We start from the raw sequence: 19,721 nt of genomic DNA, 5'->3' as shown, positions 1-19,721 counted from the left end.
GCTCTTCGGTCAGTGGGATTCGGCGAGCTGCGCGTCGATCTCGGCCCGGACGCGGTCCTCGATCTCCACGGCGATCTGCGCGATGGTCGGCCGCTCGAAGACGACCCGGATCGGCAGGTCGAGGTCGAAGTCCTGCTGCAACCGCGAGACCAGGCGTACGGCGAGGATGGAATGCCCGCCGATGTCGAAGAAGCCGTCGTGAACGCCGGCGTTCTTGCCGAGCAGAACGGTCCAGATCGCGGCGATGCGTTCTTCGGCGGGGGTGCGGGGGGCGACGTAGGTGTCCGTGGCGGTCTGGTCCGGGTCGGGCAGGGCGCGGCGGTCGAGTTTGCCGTTGGCCGTCAGCGGGATCGCGTCCAGCTGTATGTAGTGGGACGGGATCATGTATTCGGGCAGGGCGTCGGTCAGGTCGGGGGTTTCGCCGACGATGTAGGCGATCAGGCGTTGGTCCTGTTCGGAGACGATGACTGCCGCGTCGGTGACACCGGGCTGGGCTACGAGTGCGGCGCGTACTTCGCCGAGTTCGATGCGGTAGCCGCGGATCTTGACCTGGTCGTCGATGCGGCCGAGGAATTCGACGGCTCCGTCGTGCCGCCAGCGGGCGAGGTCTCCGGTGCGGTACATCCGGCTGCCCGCCGGGCCGTAGACGTCCGGGACGAACTTGTCCGCGGTGCGGGCCGGGTCTCCCACGTAGCCGCGGGCCACACCCTTGCCGCCCACGAACAGCTCACCGACCGCGCCCACCGGTACCGGACGGAGGTGGGCGTCCAGGATGTGCATCGTCATGTTGGGCAGGGGGCGGCCGATGGGTACGACGCCGTCGAACGCCTCCACGAGCGGGAAGACGCAGGTGCCGACGGTGGCTTCGGTGGGTCCGTATTCGTTGAGGACCGCTCCGTCGCCGAGGGTCTGGCGCCAGCGTTCGACCAGGGCGCCCGGGAGTGCTTCGCCGGCGACGACGACCTTGCCGGCCAGGGTGGAGATCTCGTCGTCTGTCAGTTGGCTGGAGAGGATTTCGAGGTGGCCGGGGGTGAGCTTGATGAAGGAGAAGGGTCCCGTTTTGGTCAGGGCCGATCCGAGGTCGGTGAGTTCGCCGTGGTGGAGCCAGGTGCGTTGTCCGGCGGCGAGGGGTGCCCACAGGTTGGGGACGACGAGGTCGAAGGCGACGGATGAGAAGACGGGTGCGCCGCCGGTGCCGGCCGAGGTCAGTTCCCGTACGGCCCAGTGGATGTGGTTGACCAGGTTGCGGTGGGTGACCTGCACGCCCTTGGGGCGGCCCGTCGAGCCGGAGGTGAACACGGTGTAGGCGACCGAGTCCAGGTCCAGGGGCACGTCGGGGGCCGACTGGGGCAGGTGCGAGTAGTCGTCCTCGACCCGCACCGCCGGTACCTCGAACCGGTCGGCATACGCGGCGGACGTCACCGCCACCCGCACACCGGCGTCCGTGACCATGCCGGCGATCCGGCCGGCCGGGAGAACGGGGTCCATGGGGACGTAGCCGGCTCCCGCGCGCCAGACCGCGAGCAGTGCCACGATCAGGTCGGCCGACCGGTCCAGTAGCACGGCCACTGACGACTCGGGTCCCACGCCGGTCTCACGCAGTCGGTGTGCGAGGCGGTTGGCGCGGGCGTCCAGCTCCGCGAACGACACCGCCTCACCGTCCGACTCGACGGCCACCGCGTCCGGGCGCCGCTCGATCTGCTCCGCGATCAACTCCGGCACGGAACGCTCCGCAACCGCCACCCCGGAGTCGTTCCAGAGGCGGAGCAGCCGGTGTTCGTGGACGGTGGTGAGGTCGATCGCGGAGAGCGGGGTGCCGGGAGCGTCGACGACGGCCTGGAGGAGGCGGACGAAATGGTCGGCCATGCGCTCCACCGTCGTGTGCTCGAAGAGCGAGGTCGCGTACTCGAAGGCCCCGGTGAGGGACCCGTCGGAGTGTCGCCAGACGAACAGGGTGAGGTCGGTCTTGGCCACCCGCCAGGCCCCCTGGAAGGCGTCCATGAGGACACCGTCGGCGGCCACCATGGTCGCGCCCTCGTCCTGGAGGTCGAAGGCCACCTGGTAGAGCGGGGTGCGGGACAGGTCACGGACCGGCTGGAGCTCGTCCACCAGCCGTTCGAAGGGCAGTTCCTGGTGGGCGAAGCCGGAGAGCACGGTGTCCTTGGTGCGGGCGAGCAGTTCGGCGAAGGTCGGGTCGCCGGTCAGGTCGCAGCGCAGCACGAGGGAGTTCAGGAAGAAGCCCACGGTGTCCTGGGTCTCCGGGCGCAGCCGGCCGGTCACCGGGCTGCCGACGCCGAAGTCGTCCTGACCGCTGTAGCGGGACAGCAGCGCCGAGAAGGCGGCGAGCAGGGCGGCGTACGGTGTGGCCCCGTGCTGTCGGCCGATGCCGCTGAGGGCGTCCGCGAGACCGGCGGGCACGGAGAACCGTACGCCCTGGCCGTGTCCGTCGCGGTTCGCCGGGCGGGGCCGGTCCGTGCGCAGCTGGAGTTCGGGCATGCCGCGCAGGGTGGACTTCCAGTAGTCGAGTTCGCGGTCCAGGACGGTGTCGTCGGAGCGGGTCGCCTGCCAGGCCGCGTAGTCGCCGTACTGCACGACCGGTGCGGGCAGTTCGTGCGGGCGGTTCTCCGCGGCCGCCGCGCACAGCTCGCGGATCTCCCGCTCCAGTACGACCGTCGACCAGCCGTCGCTGGCGATGTGGTGGACGGTGACGAGCAGGACGGGGCCGCCGAGCGGGACCCGCACCAGCATGGCGCGCCACAACGGGCCCTCGGTCAGGTCGAAACCGCGGCGGAACTGTTCGTCGAAGAGCCGTTCCAGCCGCGCCTCGCCGGCGTCCTCGACGCGGAGTTCGACGGGCTGTGCGTCGACGACTACCTGGCGGGGTTCCTCGCCCTGGAGGACGTAGCGGGTGCGCAGGGCCTCGTGGCGCTGCTCCAGGGTGTCGAGGACGGTGCGGACGGTGGCCTCGGTGGTCCCGGCGGGCAGCCGCAGGAACAGCGGGGCGACCCACTCGGGGCTGCCGGGGTGCATGCGGTCCAGGAACCACAGGCGGTGCTGGCCGAAGGAGAGGGGCAGCGGCACGCCGCGGTCCACCGGCACCACCTCGGGCACGGACGGCCGGGACTCCTCGATGAGCCGGGCCTGAGCCTCCACGGTGGACGCGCCGAACAGGCCGCGCAGTTGGACGTCGTCGCCGGACGCCTTGGTGAGGGCGACGGCCAGGCGGGTCAGGACGAGGGAGGAACCGCCCAGGGCGAAGAAGTCGTCGTGCACGCCCACGTTCTCCACCTGGAGAAGCTGCTCCCACACGTCGGCGACGAGCCGTTCCGCGGGGGTGCGGGGCGCCACCGACGCGGCCGTGTCACCGGGCGCGGCGCTCTCGCGGGCGGCCGGGTCGGGCAGGGCGGACCGGTCGACCTTGCCGTTGGCCGTCAGCGGGAAGGCGTCCATGGGCACGAACTGGGCGGGGATCATCGACTCGGGCAGCCGGCGCCGCAGGAAGCCGCGCAGTTCGTCGCGCGGGATGCGGCGGCCCGCCACCAGGTGGGCCACGAGCCGGGTGCCCGTGGCGGTGGTGTACGCCCCGACGACGGCCCCGCGCACATCGGGGTGGGCGTGGAGGGCGGCCTCGACCTCGGCCGGTTCGATGCGGACGCCGTTGACCTTCACCTGGTGGTCGACGCGGCCCAGGTAGGCGAGGCTGCCGTCGGAGCGCCAGCGGGCCAGGTCGCCGGTACGGTACATGCGGCCGCCGTCGCCGCTGTGCGGGTCGGGCAGGAAGCGCTCCGCGGTCTGTGCCGGGCGCCCGGCGTAGCCGCGGGCGAGGCCGGTGCCCGCGGCGTACACCTCGCCGACGACGCCGATGGGCACGGGGTCGAACTCCTCGTCCAGCACGTAGACGCGCAGTCCGTCGAGGGGGCGGCCGATGGGCACGGCCTCCGTGTGGAGCGCCGGGTCGAACTCCTGGGCGGTGACGTCGACGGAGCACTCGGTGGGCCCGTACGTGTTCCACACCGTGGCGCCGGTGGGTTCGCTCAGGCGGCGGCACAGCTCGGCGTCCAGGGCCTCGCCGGCCGAGAACACCATCCGCAGCCCGGTGCACTGGGCCCAGCCGGGTTCCCCGGTGAGCAGCCGCAGCACCGACGGGACGCCCTGGAGCACGGTGACCCGCTGCTCGGCGAGGGTGCGCACCAGCAGCGCCGGGTCGGACTCGGCACCCGGCGGCGCCATCACCACGGTGCCGCCCGCGACGAGCGGCGCGAACAGCTCCAGGGCGGCGGCGTCGAAGGTGAGGACCGTCTTCATCACCATCCGGTCGTCCGCTCCCAGGCCCTGCCGCGTCACCGTCCAGGACACCCGGTTGGCGATGCCGGCGTGCTCCACCAGCACCCCCTTGGGGCGGCCGGTGGAGCCGGACGTGTAGGTGAGGTAGGCGGCGTTCGCGGGGTCGGCGGCGGGCGCCTCGGGCGCCGTGTCCGGCCGGCCGTCCAGGCCGGTCTCCGGGGCGTCCAGGAACAGTACGGCGCTCTCGTCCAGCCCCGCCGGCGCCGTGCCGCGGGCCGCCAGGACCAGCCGGGCGCCGCTGTCCTCGACCATCCACGCGGTCCGCTCCGCGGGGTGGGCGGCGTCCAGCGGGACGTAGGCGGCGCCCGCCTTCCACACGCCGAGGAGTACGGCGGGCAGGTCCCGCCGGCGGGGGAGACTGACCGCGACCCGATCCTCCGGGGCGACGCCCCGGTCCCCGAGCAGCCGCGCGACGCGGTTCGCGTGCCGGTCCAGCTGCTCGTACGTCATCGTCCCCTGAGCGTCGTCGACCGCGATGGCGTGGGGGGTACGGGCGGCTTGACGGGAGATCAGTTCGTGCAGCGGGACAGACATCTCTTCTCCAGAGGTGTTGATCAGGTGCGGGTCTGCGGTGCGGGGACGGCCCCTCCGTCAGGACCGTCCCTACGGCGTACGGCGTCCCTACGGCGTACGACCGGGCAGGAAGCCCTCGACGGAGGTGCCGATGCCGCGCGCGCGTGCTTCGTCGCGGACGAAGCGGGCCAGCGCCAGGTCCAGCACGCCCAGGCCGAACGGGGAGAACACCACCGGCCTGCCGTCCCGGGGCACGGGTGCGGCGGTGCCCTTCAGCAGCGCGCCGATGGAGGCGTGGATGAAGTCCCGGCCGCCGGTGTGCTCCTGCGCCAGGTGCGGTGAGGTCTTCTCGCGGCACACGTGGTCGGCATCGTCGACGACGTTGTGGGCGCCGAGGATCGCGGGCACGGTCAGGTCCCGCAGCGAGACGTGCAGGACGACGGTGCCGGGCGGGCAGGCGTCGAGACCGGTGTGCGGGGTGGCGGCGGTGGTCGCGAAGGACACCAGGTCGTGCGCGGCCAGGGCCTCGTCGAGGCTGCCGCAGTGCCGTACCCGGGCGCCGGGCAGCAGCCGGGCGTGGTCGGCGGTGAAGCGGGCGGCGCGCTCCGGGTCCGTGTCGTACACGGCGAGCGAGTCGAGGTGCGGGTGGACGACCGCGAGGAAGCGCAGCACCTCGCGGTTGATGACGCCGGTGCCGACGAGGGTGACGCCGGTGGGCCGGCGCCCGTCGAGCAGGAGCCGGGAGGCGAGCGCGGCGGAGGCGGCGGTGCGCCGGGCGGAGATGAGGGAACCCTCGATCAGGGCCTCGGGGTGCCCGGTCTCCAGGGAGTTCAGCAGGATCGCGGCGCTGGCGCGCTCGTGGCCGCTCGTGACGTTGCCCGGGAAGGACGAGATCCACTTCATGCCGGCGACCTCACCGCCCGGTGCCGGGTCGCCGGCCGCCGTGCCGAGATAGCCGGGGAGGCCGATGATGCGATCGCGGGGCCGGTCGGGAAAGCGCAGGAAGACGGAGTGCGGCAGTACGGTGCGCCCCTCGTCGTGGCGCTCGTAGGCATCGGCGACGAGGTCGACGATCTCCTTCTCGCGCCCGGTCAGGAGCCCGGCCACTTGCCCGTGCTTGATGATCAGCATGCGCCCACCGCCATGTAGAGATCGGGTTCCTGCCACAGATGGGAGACCTCTCCGAAGTGGGCGCGCACCCAGTCGTCGGAGTAGATCGAGTCGAGGTACCGGTCGCCCCGGTCGGGGAAGACCAGCACGACGTTGCGGCCGGCCGGGATGCGGGCCGCGAACTTGCCGAGCGCGGCGGTGACCGCGCCCGAGGAGCCGCCGGCGAGGATGGCCTCGCGGTCGGTGAGGGTGCGGCAGCCGACCACGCAGTCCAGGTCGGAGACGTGCACCACCTCGTCGGCCAGCGTCGGGTCGAAGAGGGCGGGCCGCACGGCCGCCCCGTGCCCGGGCAGCAGCCGCGGCCCGGACGCCCCGCCGAACAGCACGCTGCCCAGTGCGTCCACCCCCACCAGGGTGGTGGGCAGCCGGTGTTCGCGGATGTAGCGGGCGCAGCCGGTGAGGGTGCCGCCGGTGCCCGTGGAGCAGAAGAGGTAGTCGACGCGGCCGTCCAGGGCCTCGGCGATCTCCCGCATGGTCCGCTCGTGCGCCAGCGGGTTGAGCGGATTGGCGTACTGGTTGGGCCAGTAGGCGCCGGGGACGGTCGCGAGGAGCTCCCGTACCCGCTTGATGCGCGTCGGCAGATAGGCGCGCGTCTCGGGGTCGACCTCGGTGACCAGGTCGACGGTGACGCCGTAGGCCCGCAGGATCGCCAGGTTCTGCTCGGTGGTCTTCGGGTCGACGACGCAGATGAAGTCGATGCCGAAGTACCGGCAGATCTGCGCCATGCCGATGGCGAGGTTGCCGGAGCTGGACTCCACCACCGTGGAGCGGCCCGGCACCAGCTCACCGCCGCGGATGCGGCCCAGCAGCATGGAGAGCGCGGACCGGTCCTTGACGCTGCCTCCCGGGTTGAACGCCTCCAGCTTGGCGAAGACGCGGGAGCCGAGCCGGGGCAGCAGGCCGGTGAGCTCCACCAGCGGTGTGTCGCCGACGCCGTCGAGGATGCCGTTGAGCACGGGAGCGCTCATGAGGCGGCGCCGGGGTGGCCGCCGAGGGCGAGCAGGGCCCGCTTGTCGTCGCCGTCGGTGAGCCGGATGCGGCCCAGGGGGCGGTCCGCGTCGTCGACGGCGGCCGTGAGGAACCGTACGTACTGGTCGAACAGCCGCTCCATGGTGGCCCGTTCGAACAGTGCCGTGTCGTAGCGCAGGGCGATCGTGAGGCCCCGTGCGTCACGGGTGACCTCCAGCGACACGTCGCACTGGCCCTCCAGGTGCGGGATCTCCAGATAGGTGACGGTGAGGCCGCCCACCCGCATCGGCACCCCGGCGGCGGCGGCCTCCATGCCGCCGTCGAAGCGCTCGGTGGAGACCATCGTCATGGCGATCCGGTACAGCGGCCCGCCGTCACCCGCGTCCTGGGCGACCAGCGGGAACGGGTAGGAGGCGCGTGCGGTGGCCTGCCGGATCCGCTCCGCGGCACGGTCGACGACCTCGCCCAGGGTGGCGTCCCTGCTGATCTCCGCGCGCACCAGCACCGGGTTGACGTAGTAGCCGACGACCTCGCGGGCCGCGGAGCGGCGCACGGACGCCGGGCAGGCGACGAGGAAGTCCCGCATGCCCGTCCAGCGGTTCACCAGGCCCTGCAGCGCGCCGAGCGCCACCGCGAACTGGGAGACCTCACGGTCGGCCGCGGCGCGCCGGATGCCCTCCGAGAGCGCGTCGGGCAGCCTGCGCACCAGGCTCGTGCCCTTGCTCGCCGGTACGTCCGGACGGGGCCGGTCGGTGGGCAGTTCGGCGGCCTGCGAGCCGGCGCACTGCGCCCGCCAGAAGTCGGCTTGGAGGGCGCCGCGCGAGGAGTCCAGCAGGGTGCGCTCGGCCGCCACGAAGTGGTCGAAGTCGGTGGCCGGCGGCTCCAGTCGCGGCTCCCGGCCCTCGGCGAGCTCCGCGTAGGCGGCGAGCAGGTCGCGCCAGAGCAGCCACTGGGACAGGGCGTCGGTGGCGATGTGGTGGGTGACGACGAGGGCCACGGCATCCTGCGCACGCCGCAGCAGTACGGCCCGGAAGGGGCCCTCACCGGTCAGGTGGAACGGCGCGGCGACCTCCGCGTCCACCATCCGGCGCAGCTCCTCGTCGTCGGCTCCGCGCACCTCGCGGACCGTGAGGCGGCCGGTCTCGCCGGGCGGCAGGACCCGGCGGCGCGGGCCGTGCTCGGTGTCCGCGTACACCGAGCGGAGCATGGGGTGCCGCTCGGTGACCGCGTCGACGGCCCGTGCCAGGATCTCGGGGTCGGGCGCCGGCTCCATGCGGACACCTCCCGCGAGGTGGTAGGTGGAGCTGTCGGGGGCCAGACTGTGCAGCAGCCACAGTCCTTCCTGGCCCACCGAGAGGGGCAGCGTCCCGTCCCCGGGGTCCGTGTGGGTCATGGCTCAGACTCCCGCCTTGTACGCCATGAGGAAGTCCGCCACGTCACTGACCCTCAGCAGGTCGCCGACCTTGTCGTCGGGCACCGACAGACCGAAGTTTTTTTCGACGGCCGCCAGCAGGTCGATGCGGGTCAGGGAGTCCAGACCGAGGTTCTCGAAGCTGGCGTCGGCGGTGACCTCGCTCCCCTCCAGGTCCGGGGCGGTGCGCAGGGTGAGGTTGATGATCTCGACGATGATTTCGTCTCTGGTCATGGTCGTTCCTTCTCTGTGCGGAGTGGGCTTGCGAAAGGGCGGGTCGCGGGACGGCGGGGCCGCCGTCAGGGCAGGTCGACGACCTGGCCGGCGTAGGTCAGGCCGGCACCGAAGCCGAGCAGCAGGACCTTGTCGCCGGGAGTGGCACGGCCGCTGTCCTTGAGGCGGCTGAGCGCCAGCGGCACGCTGGCCGCCGAGGTGTTGCCGGTGTCGACGACGTCGTTGACGACGCGGTCCTGCGGCAGTCCCAGGTTGTCCGTCAGGGTGCGGATGATCCGGTTGTTGGCCTGGTGCGGCACGAACCAGGCGATGTCCTCCAGGGCGATACCGGCCGCGGCGCACGCCCGGTGGGCCACGTCCGGCATGGTGGCGGTCGACCACTTGTAGACCAGGGGGCCGTTCATGGTGACGTACTCGCGGCCGTCGGCCTTCTCCGTGATGCCGAGCACCTCGTGCCGCGCCCCGTCGCTGCCCCACACCGCCGGGCCGATGCCGGCCGTCTCGGAGCGGGACACCACGGCCGCGCCGGCGCCGTCACCGAAGATGACGAACGTGTCCGGGTCGTTCGGGTCGATCCACTCGCTGGTCCGCTCGGCGCCGATGACCAGCGCGTGCCGCGCCTCGCCGAGCCGCACCGCGTTGGAGGCCATGGCCAGGGAGTAGGTGAAGCCGGCGCAGACCGCGTTCAGGTCGTAGGCACCGGAGTTGGGCAGGCCGATGCGGCTGGCGACCTCGGGCGCCACGCCGGGCATGCGGACGCGGCGGGTGGCGCTGGCCACGATGGTGAGGTCCACCTCGGCCGGGTCGATGTCGGCCTCGACCACCGCCTTCTCCCCGGCGGCCGCGGCCATCGCGGCGATGGTCTCCTGCTCGTCCGCGTGGTGGCGGGTGGTGATGCCGGTGCGGCTCTCGATCCACTCCGGGGAGACGGTGGTCCGCTGCGACAGTTCCTCGTTGGACACGAGGCGGGCGGGCCGGTAGACGGCGAGGGAGGCTATGCGTGATCCGTGTGTGGTGAGCATCTCTCTTCCCAACTGCGGGTCAGGTGTACGGACTTGTGCGGCGCGGAGACCGCGGCGTGCGTGCCCGCGTGCGGCCGCTCAGGTGTCGGACGGCTCCGCCATGGCCACGGCGATCCGCCGGGGTCCGGTGAACGGCTCGCGGGCGTGCGCGGCGAGCATGTTGTCGACGATCAGTACGTCGTCGCGCTGCCAGTCGAAGCGGACGGACGCGCCGCGGTAGCAGCCGCGCAGGTGATCCAGCACGTCGTCGGGGATGGCGCCGCCGTCGCCGTAGAAGGTGTGGGTCGGCAGGTCCTCGTCGTCGAAGATCGCGCGCAGTCCCGCGCCGACCTCTTCGGGCAGCGTGCTGGTGTGGAAGAAGGTGGCGTGGTTGAACCACACCTCCTCGCCGCTCGCCGGGTGCCGGTGCACCGCGCGGCGGACCGCGGTGGTGCGCAGCCCTCCGTCGGGCCGCCACTCGGCCTCGATGCGCCGCTCGGCGCAGTACGCGACCACGGCGTCCCGGTCGGACGTGGCGAACGCCTCCTGCCAGGGCACGCCGAAGCCGGTGTGGAAGTTGCGCACCACCTGCCAGCCGCGCGCCTCGAACTCGGCCCGCACCTGCGGGTCGACCGCGGCCAGGACCCGCCGGATGTCGGCCAGCGGCGTCGCGCCCAGGGTGGTGGGCGGCTCCACGCAGTAGAAGTACAGCGTGCGCGGCCACACCGCCTGGTACGAGTTCTCGTTGTGCAGGAAGATCTCCTCCGCCGGCGGGTAGTCCGTCGACGTGTAGACCTGTCCCTTGATGGTGGAGCGGGGCGAGGAGCGTTCGGCGTAGGCCAGCGGGGGCGTGCCGGAGAAGGCGCGCACGGTCTGGTCGAAGCCGTCGACACCGCCCACGTCGAAGCCGCGCAGCAGCAGCGCCCCGCGCTGGGCGAGGAGGGCGCGCAGTTCGGCGCGGTGCTCGGTGAGGTAGGCGTGGATGCCGGTGCCGGGGGCGTCCGGCCGGCACAGGCCGGGCACGGTTCCGGTGCCCAGCCAGCCGGCGGGGGTCTCTTCCGGGGTGATGGTCATGGTCAGCTCGCTTGGTCGTCGCGGAGTCCGGGACCGGGAGGCCCGGGTTCGGGGACCGTGGGCGGTCAGTCGGACATCGCGACCAGCACCCGGCGGTCGCCCGTGTAGGGGCGCCGGCCGTGCGCCAGCAGCAGGTTGTCGATGAGCAGCAGGTCGCCGGCGCGCCAGTCGACGTCGACCGCGTGGTCCAGGCCCCGGTCGCGGATCTGCGCCACGTACTCGGCGGGGATGGGGCTGCCGTCGGCGAACGTCACCGACTGCGGCAGCTCGTCCTCGGAGAGGATCTGCGCGAGTTCCTTCGCGGTGTCGTCCCCGAGGCCGGCCGGGTGCCACTGGTCGGCCTGGTTGAACCACACCTCCGTGCCGGTCACCGGGTGGACGGTGGTGGCGGGGCGCAGCGACTCGACGCGCAGGCTGCCGTCGCGCCGCCAGGTCCAGTCGGCGCCCGCGCCCTTCAGGAACGCCTCCACCTCGGCCCGGTCGGACGTCTCGAAGGTGTCCTGCCAGCTCTTGCCGAGGCCGTAGCCGTCGTGCAGGTTCTGGACGTAGCGCACCCCGCCCGCGAAGGCGTCTTGGACCTCCGGGTCCAGCGACCGGAGCCACAGTGCCGCGTCGAGCACGGGGGTGGCACCGCCCGAACCGGGGGTGATCTGGCAGAAGAACGCCAGCCGGGCGGGCCAGGCGTGGGCGTAGCTCATCTCGTTGTGCATCGAGATGGTGTACTCCTGCGGGTACTCCGTCGAGGTGTACACGTTGCCCCCGACCTTGGTGCGCGGGGAGTTGCCGTGCACGTAGGCCAGCCGGTTCGGCAGCAGCCGGTCCAGCACCGGGTCCAAGGTGTCGGGCGTGATGCCGAAGCCGCGGAACACCAGCGCCTTCTCCCGCGTCAGCGCACCGGTCAGCCCCCCTTCCAGGGCGTCCACCCGCCGCAGCAGCTCCTCGGTGCCGCCGCCCTCGGCCGCTTCGATCTCCGTCGGTGCCCAGGCCGCGGTACTCGCCATGTCACCTCTCCTCTCACTGTCGTGTCCGTGCGGTGTGTACGGGGGCGCCGGCTCAGGCCGGCCGGGCCACCGGGAGACGGGCCAGCCGCTCCGCGATGTCCGCGGTCAGCTCCGCCTCCCGGGGCGCGAGGTAGAAGTGGTCGCCGGGGAAGGAACGCACGGTGAAGCCGCCGCCGGTCAGCTCCGACCAGGCCTCCACGCCCGGCCGGGTGACCCCCGGGTCGCGGTCGCCGAGGTACGCCACCATCGGGGCCCGCAGCACGGGCGGCCGCTTCCTGTCGTACGTCTCGATGAGCCGGTAGTCCGCCCGCAGCACCGGCAGCAGCAGCTCCCGCAGCTCGGGTACGGCGTAGGCGTCACCGCCGAGGGTGCCCAGCCGGGTCACCCCGGCCACCAGTACGTCGTCCGCCGCCCGGTGCAGCGCGGTGGGCCTGGTGACGTGCGGCGCGGACCGGCCGGAGAGCAGCAGCAGGGCGGGTCCGGCGCCGTCGGCCGCCGGGTCCTCCAGGCGCAGAGCGACCTCGTAGGCCACCGCCGCGCCCATGCTGTGGCCGAAGAGGACCAGCGGCAGGTCGTGCAGCGGGGCGAGCGCCTCGGAGATCCGGCCGGCCAGTTCGTCCATCGTCTCGACGCAGGGCTCGTCCATCCGCTCCTGGCGGCCCGGGTAGCGCACCGCGAGGAGTTCGACGTCGGCGGGCAGCCGGGACGCCCAGCCGTGGAAGAGCCGGGCGTTGCCCCCGGCGTGCGGGAAGCACACCAGGCGCACGCGCGGCGCGAGGGCCCCCCGGTAGTGGCGGAACCAGATCTCCGGCCCGCTCACAGCGCCATGCCGCCGTCGATCCGCACCACCTGGCCGGTGATGTACGCGGCCTGCGGCGAGACCAGGTAGGAGACGAGGGAGGCGACCTCCTCGGGGGTGCCGAAGCGGGCCAGCGGGATGCGGCCGATGGCGTCCTTGGCGACCGACTCGGGGACCCCGGCGACCATCTCGGTGTCGATGAATCCCGGGGCGACCGCGTTGGCCCGGACGCCGTACCGGCCGAACTCCTTGGCCAGCGCCTGGGTGAGGCCGATGATGCCGGCCTTCGACGCCGAGTAGTTGGTCTGCCCGGCGTTGCCGACCACGCCGGCCACCGAGGACAGCGTGACCACGGTCCCCTCGCGGCGGCGGATCATCGACCTGACCACGGAGCGCAGCAGGTTGTAGGTCCCGTCGAGGTTGGTGCGCAGCACGGAGTCCCACTCGTCGTCCTGCATCAGCGCCAGCGGACGGTCGCGGGTGATGCCGGCGGACGTCACGACGGCCGTCACCGGGCCGAGGCCCGACTCGACGTCGGCGACGAAGGCCCGCACCCCGGCCCGGTCGGCGACGTCCACGCGGCGGGTCAGCACCCGGCGGCCCGCGGCGCGGATCTCCTTGGCGACCTGCTCGGCCGCGCTCTCGTCGGACCGGTAGCAGATCGCGACGTCGAAACCGTCGTTCGCGAGCCGGGTGGCCACCGCCCGCCCGATCCCCCGCGATCCTCCGGTCACCAGCGCGATCTGCCCGGACTGCTCCGGCATCTGTTCCCCAAGCTCCGGCATCTTTCCCCCATCCGTTCGGATGGATCGAGCGTGTGTTCGCGGGCTATATCTGGCCTATACGGCACCCTGCATCCGGCACCGGCCCGCGGCTGACGGCGACCTCTCATCCCGGCCCGGCGCCGGGTGAGAGCAACGTTCCCTTCCGGTCATCGGCAGCCCCACCGGCCCGAAACGCGGTCTTCCTACCTTCGGCGCGATCGAGCCGTGGAGCACCGTGGAGGCGTCATGACAGTCCCTGGCGGCCGCTGGATCCAGCACTGGGATCCGGAGGACGAGACCTTCTGGAAGGAGACGGGGGAGCGGGTCGCCCGGCGGAACCTGTTCTTCTCCGTCCTCTCCGAGCACATCGGGTTCTCGGTCTGGACCCTGTGGTCGGTGCTGGTGCTCTTCATGGGCCCGGAGTACGGGCTGACGCCGGCCGACAAGTTCCTGCTGACGTCCGTGGTGACCCTGGTGGGCGCGGTCGTGCGGGTGCCGTACACCTTCGCGGTCGCGGTCTTCGGCGGGCGGAACTGGACGATCGTCTCCGCCGGGCTGCTGCTCGTGCCGACCGTGGCGGCCTTCGTGGTCATGGAACCGGGGACCTCCTTCTCCACCTTCCTCCTGGTCGGGATGGCGGCCGGTATCGGCGGGGGCAACTTCGCCTCCTCCATGACCAACATCAACGCCTTCTTCCCGCTCAGGAAGAAGGGCTGGGCGCTCGGCCTCAACGCGGGCGGCGGCAACATCGGCGTGCCGGTCATCCAGCTGGCCGCCCTCGCGATCATCGGGGCGGGCGGCGGGCCGCGGGTGCTGCTCGGGGTCTACATCCCGCTGATCCTGGTGGCCGCCGTCCTCGCCGCCTGCTTCATGGACAACCTCGCCTCCGTGAAGAACGACACCGGGGCCGCCAAGGACGCCGCCAGGCAGGCGCACACCTGGATCATGGCGCTGCTGTACATCGGCACGTTCGGTTCGTTCATCGGCTACAGCTTCGCCTTCGGGCAGGTGCTGACGACCCAGTTCGGGCGGACCCCGCTCCAGGCCGCCTACCTCACCTTCATCGGCCCGCTGCTCGGTTCCCTGATCCGCCCGCTGGGCGGCAGGCTCGCCGACCGGTACGGCGGTGCGCGGATCACGCTGTGGAACTTCGTCGCCATGGCCGCCGCCACCGCCGTACTCGTCGTGGCCGGCATGGCGAAGTCGCTCGCGCTGTTCGTCCCCGTGTTCGTGGTGCTGTTCGCGCTCAGCGGGCTCGGCAACGGGTCGACGTTCAAGATGATCCCGGGGATCTTCCAGAACCAGGCGCTCGCCAAGGGGCTGACGGGCGAGGAGGCCGTGGCGTACGGGCGGCGGCTGTCCGGCGCCTCCATGGGGCTGATCGGCGCGGTCGGCGCGCTCGGCGGAGTCGCCATCAACCTCGCCTTCCGGCAGTCCTTCCTCTCGGTCGGCTCGGGCACCGGCGCCTTCGTCGCCTTCCTCGCCTGTTACGCCGTCTGCTTCGCCGTCACATGGGCGGTGTACCTCCGCCGCCCCGCCGCACGGACACCGGAGGGCCCGGCGGACACGGCCGGGACGAAGAGCCGGCTCAGCTACGCCGAGGTATGACGTAACACTGGTGACATGCGGCGGAACCGAGCCCGTCACGCACCGTTGACAGGCTCGGTCGCCGTGCAGGCAGTACGACGACCGGGACGATCGGGACGAGAGTGATGGACGACGAACAGCAGCGACCCGAGCACGGCCCCCTCGCCGGCTTCACCGTGGGCGTGACCGCCGCCCGCCGGGCCGACGAACTGGGCGCGCTGCTCCAGCGGCGCGGCGCCGCCGTCCTGCACGCACCGGCGCTCCGGATCGTGCCGCTGGCCGACGACAGCGAACTGCTGGCCGCGACCAAGCAGATCGTCGACCGGTCCCCGGACGTCGTCGTGGCCACCACCGCCATCGGCTTCCGGGGCTGGGTGGAGGCCGCCGACGGGTGGGGGCTCGGTGACGCGCTGCTGGAGCGGCTGAGCGCGGTGGAGCTGCTCGCGCGCGGTCCCAAGGTCAAGGGCGCGGTCCGGGCGGCGGGCCTGACGGAGGAGTGGTCACCGGCCTCCGAGTCCATGGCCGAAGTGCTGGACCGGCTCCTGGAGCAGGGCGTCGACGGCCGCCGGATCGCCGTACAGCTGCACGGCGAGCCGCTGCCCGGGTTCGTGGAGGCGCTGCGGGCGGGCGGCGCCGAGGTGGTGGGCGTGCCCGTCTACCGGTGGCTGCCCCCGGAGGACCTCGGCCCCGTGGACCGGCTGCTGGACGCCGCCCTCTCCCGGGGCGTGGACGCCGTGACCTTCACCAGCGCGCCGGCCGCCGCGTCGTTCCTGACCCGCGCCGAGGAGCGGGGGCTGCTGCCCGCCCTGCTCGCCGCGCTCGCCCACGACGTGCTGCCGGCCTGCGTCGGCCCGGTGACGGCCGTGCCCCTCCAAGCGCACGGCGTCGACACGGCCCAGCCCGAACGCTTCCGCCTCGGCCCCCTCGTCCAACTCCTCTGCCAGGAACTGCCGGCCCGCGCCCGCGCGCTGCCGGTCGCCGGGCACCGGCTGGAGATCCGGGGCCACGCGGTGCTCGTCGACGACGAGTTGAGGACCGTGCCGCCCGCCGGGATGTCCCTCCTGCGGGCCCTGTCCCGCCGGCCCGGCTGGGTCGTCCCCCGCGCGGAACTCCTGCGCGCCCTGCCGGGCACCGGCCGCGACGAACACGCCGTCGAGACGGCGATGGCCCGCCTGCGCACGTCCCTCGGCGCCCCCAAGCTGATCCAGACCGTGGTGAAGCGCGGCTACCGCCTCGCCCTGGACCCGGCGACCGACGCCAAGTACGCGGACGGGTGAGCCGGCGCGCACGTCACCGCCCGGGGGAGATGTCCCGGGCGCACGCCGGTCAGCGGGAGTCGACCAGGCGGTACTCGGCGGCGATCACGCGGGGCTTGCCCTTCGGGTCCAGCACGCCGAGTGCCTGGCCCTGGAACTCATCGGTGACCACGTCCCGCTTCGCGGCGTCGTAGAGGGACTGCTCCTCGGTGGGCGTGATGTCGAAGCCGCTCATGTACCGCGGCTTGAGCATCAGTTCACTGGTGTGGGCCGTCGGGAAGAGGGCCAGCGTCTTCCCGTCGGCGAGCCGGAGCGCGTACACCTTCGGGTGTGCCGGGTCCGCGGCGAAGTACTTCTCGGTCGCGTACCGCTCCACGTCGTCGTCGGGGCCCTCCTCGTGGACCTCGACCGCGTCCTTCGACGTCCCGGTCGCCGCGAAGGTCTTCGTGGCCTTCTCCTTGCCGCCCGTCTCGAAGAAGTCCTCGTAGTGCTCGCCGAGCTGGGCGGGGGCGAGTGTGCCGACCTTCGCCGACGGGTCGGCGGGTGTGACGAGACCCTGCTCGTCGACGGCGATCTCGGGGAGGGGACCCTCGTCGGCGTAGACCGTCATGGTCATCTTGTACGAGCCGCCGGCCCTGTCGAAGACCAGCAGCACTTCTTCCTGGTCCTGGTCGGCGCTGGACCGGGCCTTGACGGCGAACCAGGTCACCCCGCTGTCGGCGGCCGGGATCAGGTACTCGCGGTCCGTGTAGCGGAAGGCCGACGCGTAGCTCTTCCGGTCCTCCTCCGACCAGGTCTCCCACTGCTTGTAGTCGGCCTTGGACTGCTCGTGGACCTGTCCGGTCTCCACCGTGCCCAGGAGCTTCTCGTCGCGCTTCGCGTTCGCGCGGTTGTTCACCCGCTCGTACTCGTCGACGACTTCCCCGGCCGCCTGCTCCGTGAGGAGGCCCTGCCGGGCGGCGTCCGTCTTCCCGGCGGGTGCGTCGTCGGTGTCCTTGTCCACGGCGCCGCCGCAGGCGGTGAGGACGAGAGCGCCGGTCAGGCCGAGGGCGAACGTGGTCAGACGGCGCAGGCGTGTAGACCGGCCGGTGAGGCGGGACATGTGGGGGGTTCCTCCTCGGGAACGGTGAGCGTGGGGGAGCGCCGAGGCCTTCGAGAGGCGGCCCGGCCAGGGCCGCCCCGGGCGCCGGCCTCACCGTACAAGTCACGGACCCGGGGGCCGAGTCCGGGTGCGGGCGGTGCTCCCACCGGGGCGGCCGAAGGGGTTCCGGGCACGGGAACGGGCAGGCACTGTAGAGGGAGAGGTTTCCCTGCTCCCCTCTCCGGCCCGCCCCACCGGGCAACCAAGGCGGTGACAGGAACATGGCACTGGGTACGGCCACCGGCCCGTACGAGCTGCGGTTCGACACCGGGCGGATCTGCCTGGACCTCGTATCCACCACCCATCCCGCCGAACGCCTCGTCTCCATCGCGGCGCTCGCCGCCTGGATCACCGGGTCCGGACTCGTCCCGCCCGGCACGCCGCTGACCCACGCCGACGCCTCCTGGCTCACCGGTTTCCGCGAACTGCGCTGCCAGACCGCCAGGTTGGTCCGCGCCCGGCCGGGCCCCGGCGTACCCCCGTACGACCACGCGCTGGCGCGCGTCAACGCCCTCGCCGCCGCCGCGCCCCCCGCCCCGCGCGCGGTGCACGGTGAGGACGGGGCGCTGGTACGGGTGCTGACCGGGCCGCCGGAGTGCGCGGCGCTGCTCGGCGCCCTCGCCCGGGACGCCGTGGAACTGCTCACCGACCCCGTCGCGCGGGCGAGCCTCAGGCAGTGCGCGGGCGACAACTGCCCCATCGTGTACGTCGACACCTCCCGCGGCCGCCGCCGGCGCTGGTGCTCCAGCGAGGTCTGCGGCAACCGGGAACGCGTCGCCCGGCACCGCAGGCGCGCCGCCCTCGCCCGGTAAGTACGGCTGCGTCCCGTTCGGTACACCCCTCCCGAGAAAACTGTCGGCCCGCTTTGAACACCCCGCACCCCGCGTCCGTACCGGATGGGCGAGCGACCGACTGGGGGAACCCCCGGACATCGGAGGTGGGCGTGCGCAAGGATTCCGTCGTGGCCGGTGAACGTGGTGCGAGGGCCCGACATCGCATGTCCCAGTCGTCCTCGGAACCCGACGAGGAGCTGATGCGCGCCCTGTACCGGGAGCACGCGGGCCCCTTGCTGGCGTACGTGCTGCGGCTGGTCGCGGGGGACCGGCAGCGCGCCGAGGACGTCGTCCAGGAGACGCTCATCCGTGCCTGGAAGAACGCCGGTCAGCTCAACCGTGCGACCGGATCGGTACGCCCCTGGCTGGTGACGGTCGCCCGGCGCATCGTCATCGACGGCCACCGCAGCCGGCAGGCCCGGCCGCAGGAGGTCGATCCGTCGCCGCTGGAGGTCATCCCCGCGGAGGACGAGATCGACAAGGCGCTGTGGCTGATGACGCTGTCGGACGCGCTCGACGACCTGACCCCGGCTCACCGGGAGGTCCTCGTCGAGACGTACTTCAAGGGGCGTACCGTCAATGAGGCGGCGCAGACACTGGGCATACCCAGCGGCACCGTTCGCTCCCGGGTGTTCTACGCCCTGCGTTCGATGAAGCTGGCTCTGGAGGAGCGGGGGGTGACGGCGTGATGAGCGGGTACGGGGGAGTTCAGGGTTTCGGCGGGGGATTCGGCCCGGGCGATACGGGTAATTCTGTCCCCATGCAGGGAACACCGGCGCCGAACGAGCACGAGACCGTCGGCGCCTACGCCCTCGGCATCCTCGACGACGCGGAGGCCACCGCCTTCGAGGCCCACCTCGCCGGCTGCGACTGGTGCGCCCAGCAGCTCGACGAGCTGGCCGGCATGGAGCCCATGATGGCCGCCCTCGCCGACCTCCCGGGCACGGGTACGCCCGCGATCGCCGAGTCGCTGACGGCGAAGCCGAGCCCGCGGCTCGCGGAGAAGCTGGTCGACGAGGTCGCCGAGCGCCGGGCGGGCAAGCGGCGCCGCAACTTCTACCTGGTGGGCACCGCCGCCGCGCTGATCATCGGCGGCCCGTTCGCCGCCGTGGCGACCACGGACGGCGGCGGTGACGACGGCGGCGGGAAGAAGACCGAGGCGACGCGGCAGGCCGGCAGCCCCGCCGAGTCGGCCTTCGCCGAGATGCCCGACCGGGTCACCGCCACCGACCCCGCCACCCGGGTCAGCGCGACCGTCGCCCTGGAGAAGAAGGCCTGGGGCACCGAGGCGGTCCTGGAGCTGAAGAACGTCAAGGGCCCCCAGAAGTGCTCCCTGATCGCCGTCGGCAAGAACGGCGAGCGCGAGACGCTCACCTCCTGGACGGTCCCGGACTGGGGCTACGGCATCCCGGGCGCCACCACCGAGAAGGCGAAGAAGCCGCTCTACGTCCACGGCGGCGCCGCCTTCGCCCCCAACCAGATCGACCACTTCGAGGTCATGACCTTCGACGGCGAGCGGCTGGTGGAGGTGGACGCGTAAGCCTGGCCGGTGCCTCGGACGGCGTCACCCGCCGGGTCGGCCCACCCGCCGGGCCGGCCGCCCGAGCCCCGGCAGCAGCGGGCG

The 19,721-nt window shown here is 72.7% G+C and carries 16 protein-coding genes; 5 read left to right on the top strand and 11 right to left on the bottom strand.

Features of this window, described 5'->3' with window-relative positions; all coding sequences use genetic code 11:
- Nucleotides 1-9 precede the first annotated feature (9 nt).
- The 10 genes from AMK11_RS05765 to fabG form a co-directional block, all read right to left on the bottom strand.
- Nucleotides 10-4,878 carry a non-ribosomal peptide synthetase gene (locus AMK11_RS05765; protein ID WP_073723692.1) on the bottom strand — a complete coding sequence of 1,623 codons (4,869 nt, stop codon included), beginning with the start codon at nt 4,876-4,878 and terminating at the stop codon, nt 10-12.
- An 87-nt stretch (nt 4,879-4,965) separates the two neighbouring features.
- The gene (gene sbnB / locus AMK11_RS05760; RefSeq protein ID WP_073723690.1) at nt 4,966-5,988 is read right to left on the bottom strand and encodes a 2,3-diaminopropionate biosynthesis protein SbnB; all 1,023 of its coding nucleotides are present in this window, start codon (nt 5,986-5,988) and stop codon (nt 4,966-4,968) included.
- Nucleotides 5,982-6,995 carry a 2,3-diaminopropionate biosynthesis protein SbnA gene (gene sbnA / locus AMK11_RS05755; protein WP_073723688.1) on the bottom strand — a complete coding sequence of 338 codons (1,014 nt, stop codon included), beginning with the start codon at nt 6,993-6,995 and terminating at the stop codon, nt 5,982-5,984. Before sbnA ends, sbnB begins: the two co-directional genes overlap by 7 nt.
- Nucleotides 6,992-8,389: a condensation domain-containing protein gene (locus tag AMK11_RS05750; protein ID WP_073723687.1), complete on the bottom strand. Its 1,398-nt coding sequence runs from the start codon at nt 8,387-8,389 to the stop codon at nt 6,992-6,994. The genes sbnA and AMK11_RS05750 overlap by 4 nt, the downstream gene beginning before the upstream one ends.
- 3 nt (nt 8,390-8,392) lie before the next feature.
- Complete coding sequence (locus tag AMK11_RS05745) at nt 8,393-8,641, bottom strand: acyl carrier protein (protein WP_073723685.1); 249 nt, start codon at nt 8,639-8,641, stop codon at nt 8,393-8,395.
- A gap of 65 nt (nt 8,642-8,706) precedes the next feature.
- Nucleotides 8,707-9,663, bottom strand: a complete 957-nt coding sequence (locus tag AMK11_RS05740; RefSeq protein WP_073723683.1) for a beta-ketoacyl-ACP synthase III — start codon at nt 9,661-9,663, stop codon at nt 8,707-8,709.
- Between the two features lie 78 nt (nt 9,664-9,741).
- On the bottom strand, nt 9,742-10,716 hold the full coding sequence (locus tag AMK11_RS05735) for a TauD/TfdA family dioxygenase (RefSeq protein ID WP_079187228.1): 975 nt from the start codon (nt 10,714-10,716) through the stop codon (nt 9,742-9,744).
- Nucleotides 10,717-10,781: 65 nt separating this feature from the next.
- The gene (locus AMK11_RS05730) at nt 10,782-11,717 is read right to left on the bottom strand and encodes a TauD/TfdA family dioxygenase (protein WP_073723681.1); all 936 of its coding nucleotides are present in this window, start codon (nt 11,715-11,717) and stop codon (nt 10,782-10,784) included.
- A gap of 52 nt (nt 11,718-11,769) precedes the next feature.
- Nucleotides 11,770-12,537, bottom strand: a complete 768-nt coding sequence (locus AMK11_RS05725; RefSeq protein ID WP_073723679.1) for a thioesterase II family protein — start codon at nt 12,535-12,537, stop codon at nt 11,770-11,772.
- A complete protein-coding gene (gene fabG, locus AMK11_RS05720) occupies nt 12,534-13,301 on the bottom strand; it encodes a 3-oxoacyl-[acyl-carrier-protein] reductase (RefSeq protein ID WP_241846894.1) in 768 nt (255 codons plus the stop codon). Before fabG ends, AMK11_RS05725 begins: the two co-directional genes overlap by 4 nt.
- A 225-nt stretch (nt 13,302-13,526) precedes the next feature.
- On the opposite strand from fabG, the gene AMK11_RS05715 reads away from it, so the two are divergent.
- The gene (locus AMK11_RS05715; protein WP_073723675.1) at nt 13,527-14,888 is read left to right on the top strand and encodes a nitrate/nitrite transporter; all 1,362 of its coding nucleotides are present in this window, start codon (nt 13,527-13,529) and stop codon (nt 14,886-14,888) included.
- A gap of 104 nt (nt 14,889-14,992) precedes the next feature.
- A complete protein-coding gene (locus tag AMK11_RS05710) occupies nt 14,993-16,144 on the top strand; it encodes a uroporphyrinogen-III synthase (RefSeq protein ID WP_073723673.1) in 1,152 nt (383 codons plus the stop codon).
- 49 nt (nt 16,145-16,193) lie between these two features.
- Here the strand turns inward: AMK11_RS05710 and AMK11_RS37915 are convergent, their stop codons facing one another.
- Nucleotides 16,194-17,225: a hypothetical protein gene (locus tag AMK11_RS37915; protein WP_073723671.1), complete on the bottom strand. Its 1,032-nt coding sequence runs from the start codon at nt 17,223-17,225 to the stop codon at nt 16,194-16,196.
- 260 nt (nt 17,226-17,485) lie between these two features.
- On the opposite strand from AMK11_RS37915, the gene AMK11_RS05700 reads away from it, so the two are divergent.
- The 3 genes from AMK11_RS05700 (at nt 17,486) to AMK11_RS05690 (ending at nt 19,637) form a co-directional block, all read left to right on the top strand.
- Nucleotides 17,486-18,076: a CGNR zinc finger domain-containing protein gene (locus AMK11_RS05700; protein ID WP_073723669.1), complete on the top strand. Its 591-nt coding sequence runs from the start codon at nt 17,486-17,488 to the stop codon at nt 18,074-18,076.
- 185 nt (nt 18,077-18,261) lie between these two features.
- On the top strand, nt 18,262-18,786 hold the full coding sequence (locus AMK11_RS05695; RefSeq protein ID WP_007450155.1) for a sigma-70 family RNA polymerase sigma factor: 525 nt from the start codon (nt 18,262-18,264) through the stop codon (nt 18,784-18,786).
- Between the two features lie 71 nt (nt 18,787-18,857).
- Complete coding sequence (locus AMK11_RS05690; protein ID WP_073723667.1) at nt 18,858-19,637, top strand: zf-HC2 domain-containing protein; 780 nt, start codon at nt 18,858-18,860, stop codon at nt 19,635-19,637.
- The last annotated feature ends 84 nt before the right edge of the window (nt 19,638-19,721 follow it).

This window comes from Streptomyces sp. CB02414, from assembly GCF_001905385.1.
Classification (GTDB): domain Bacteria; phylum Actinomycetota; class Actinomycetes; order Streptomycetales; family Streptomycetaceae; genus Streptomyces.
Note: the sequence above shows the minus strand (reverse complement) of the source record. Positions and strands in the feature narration are given on the sequence as shown.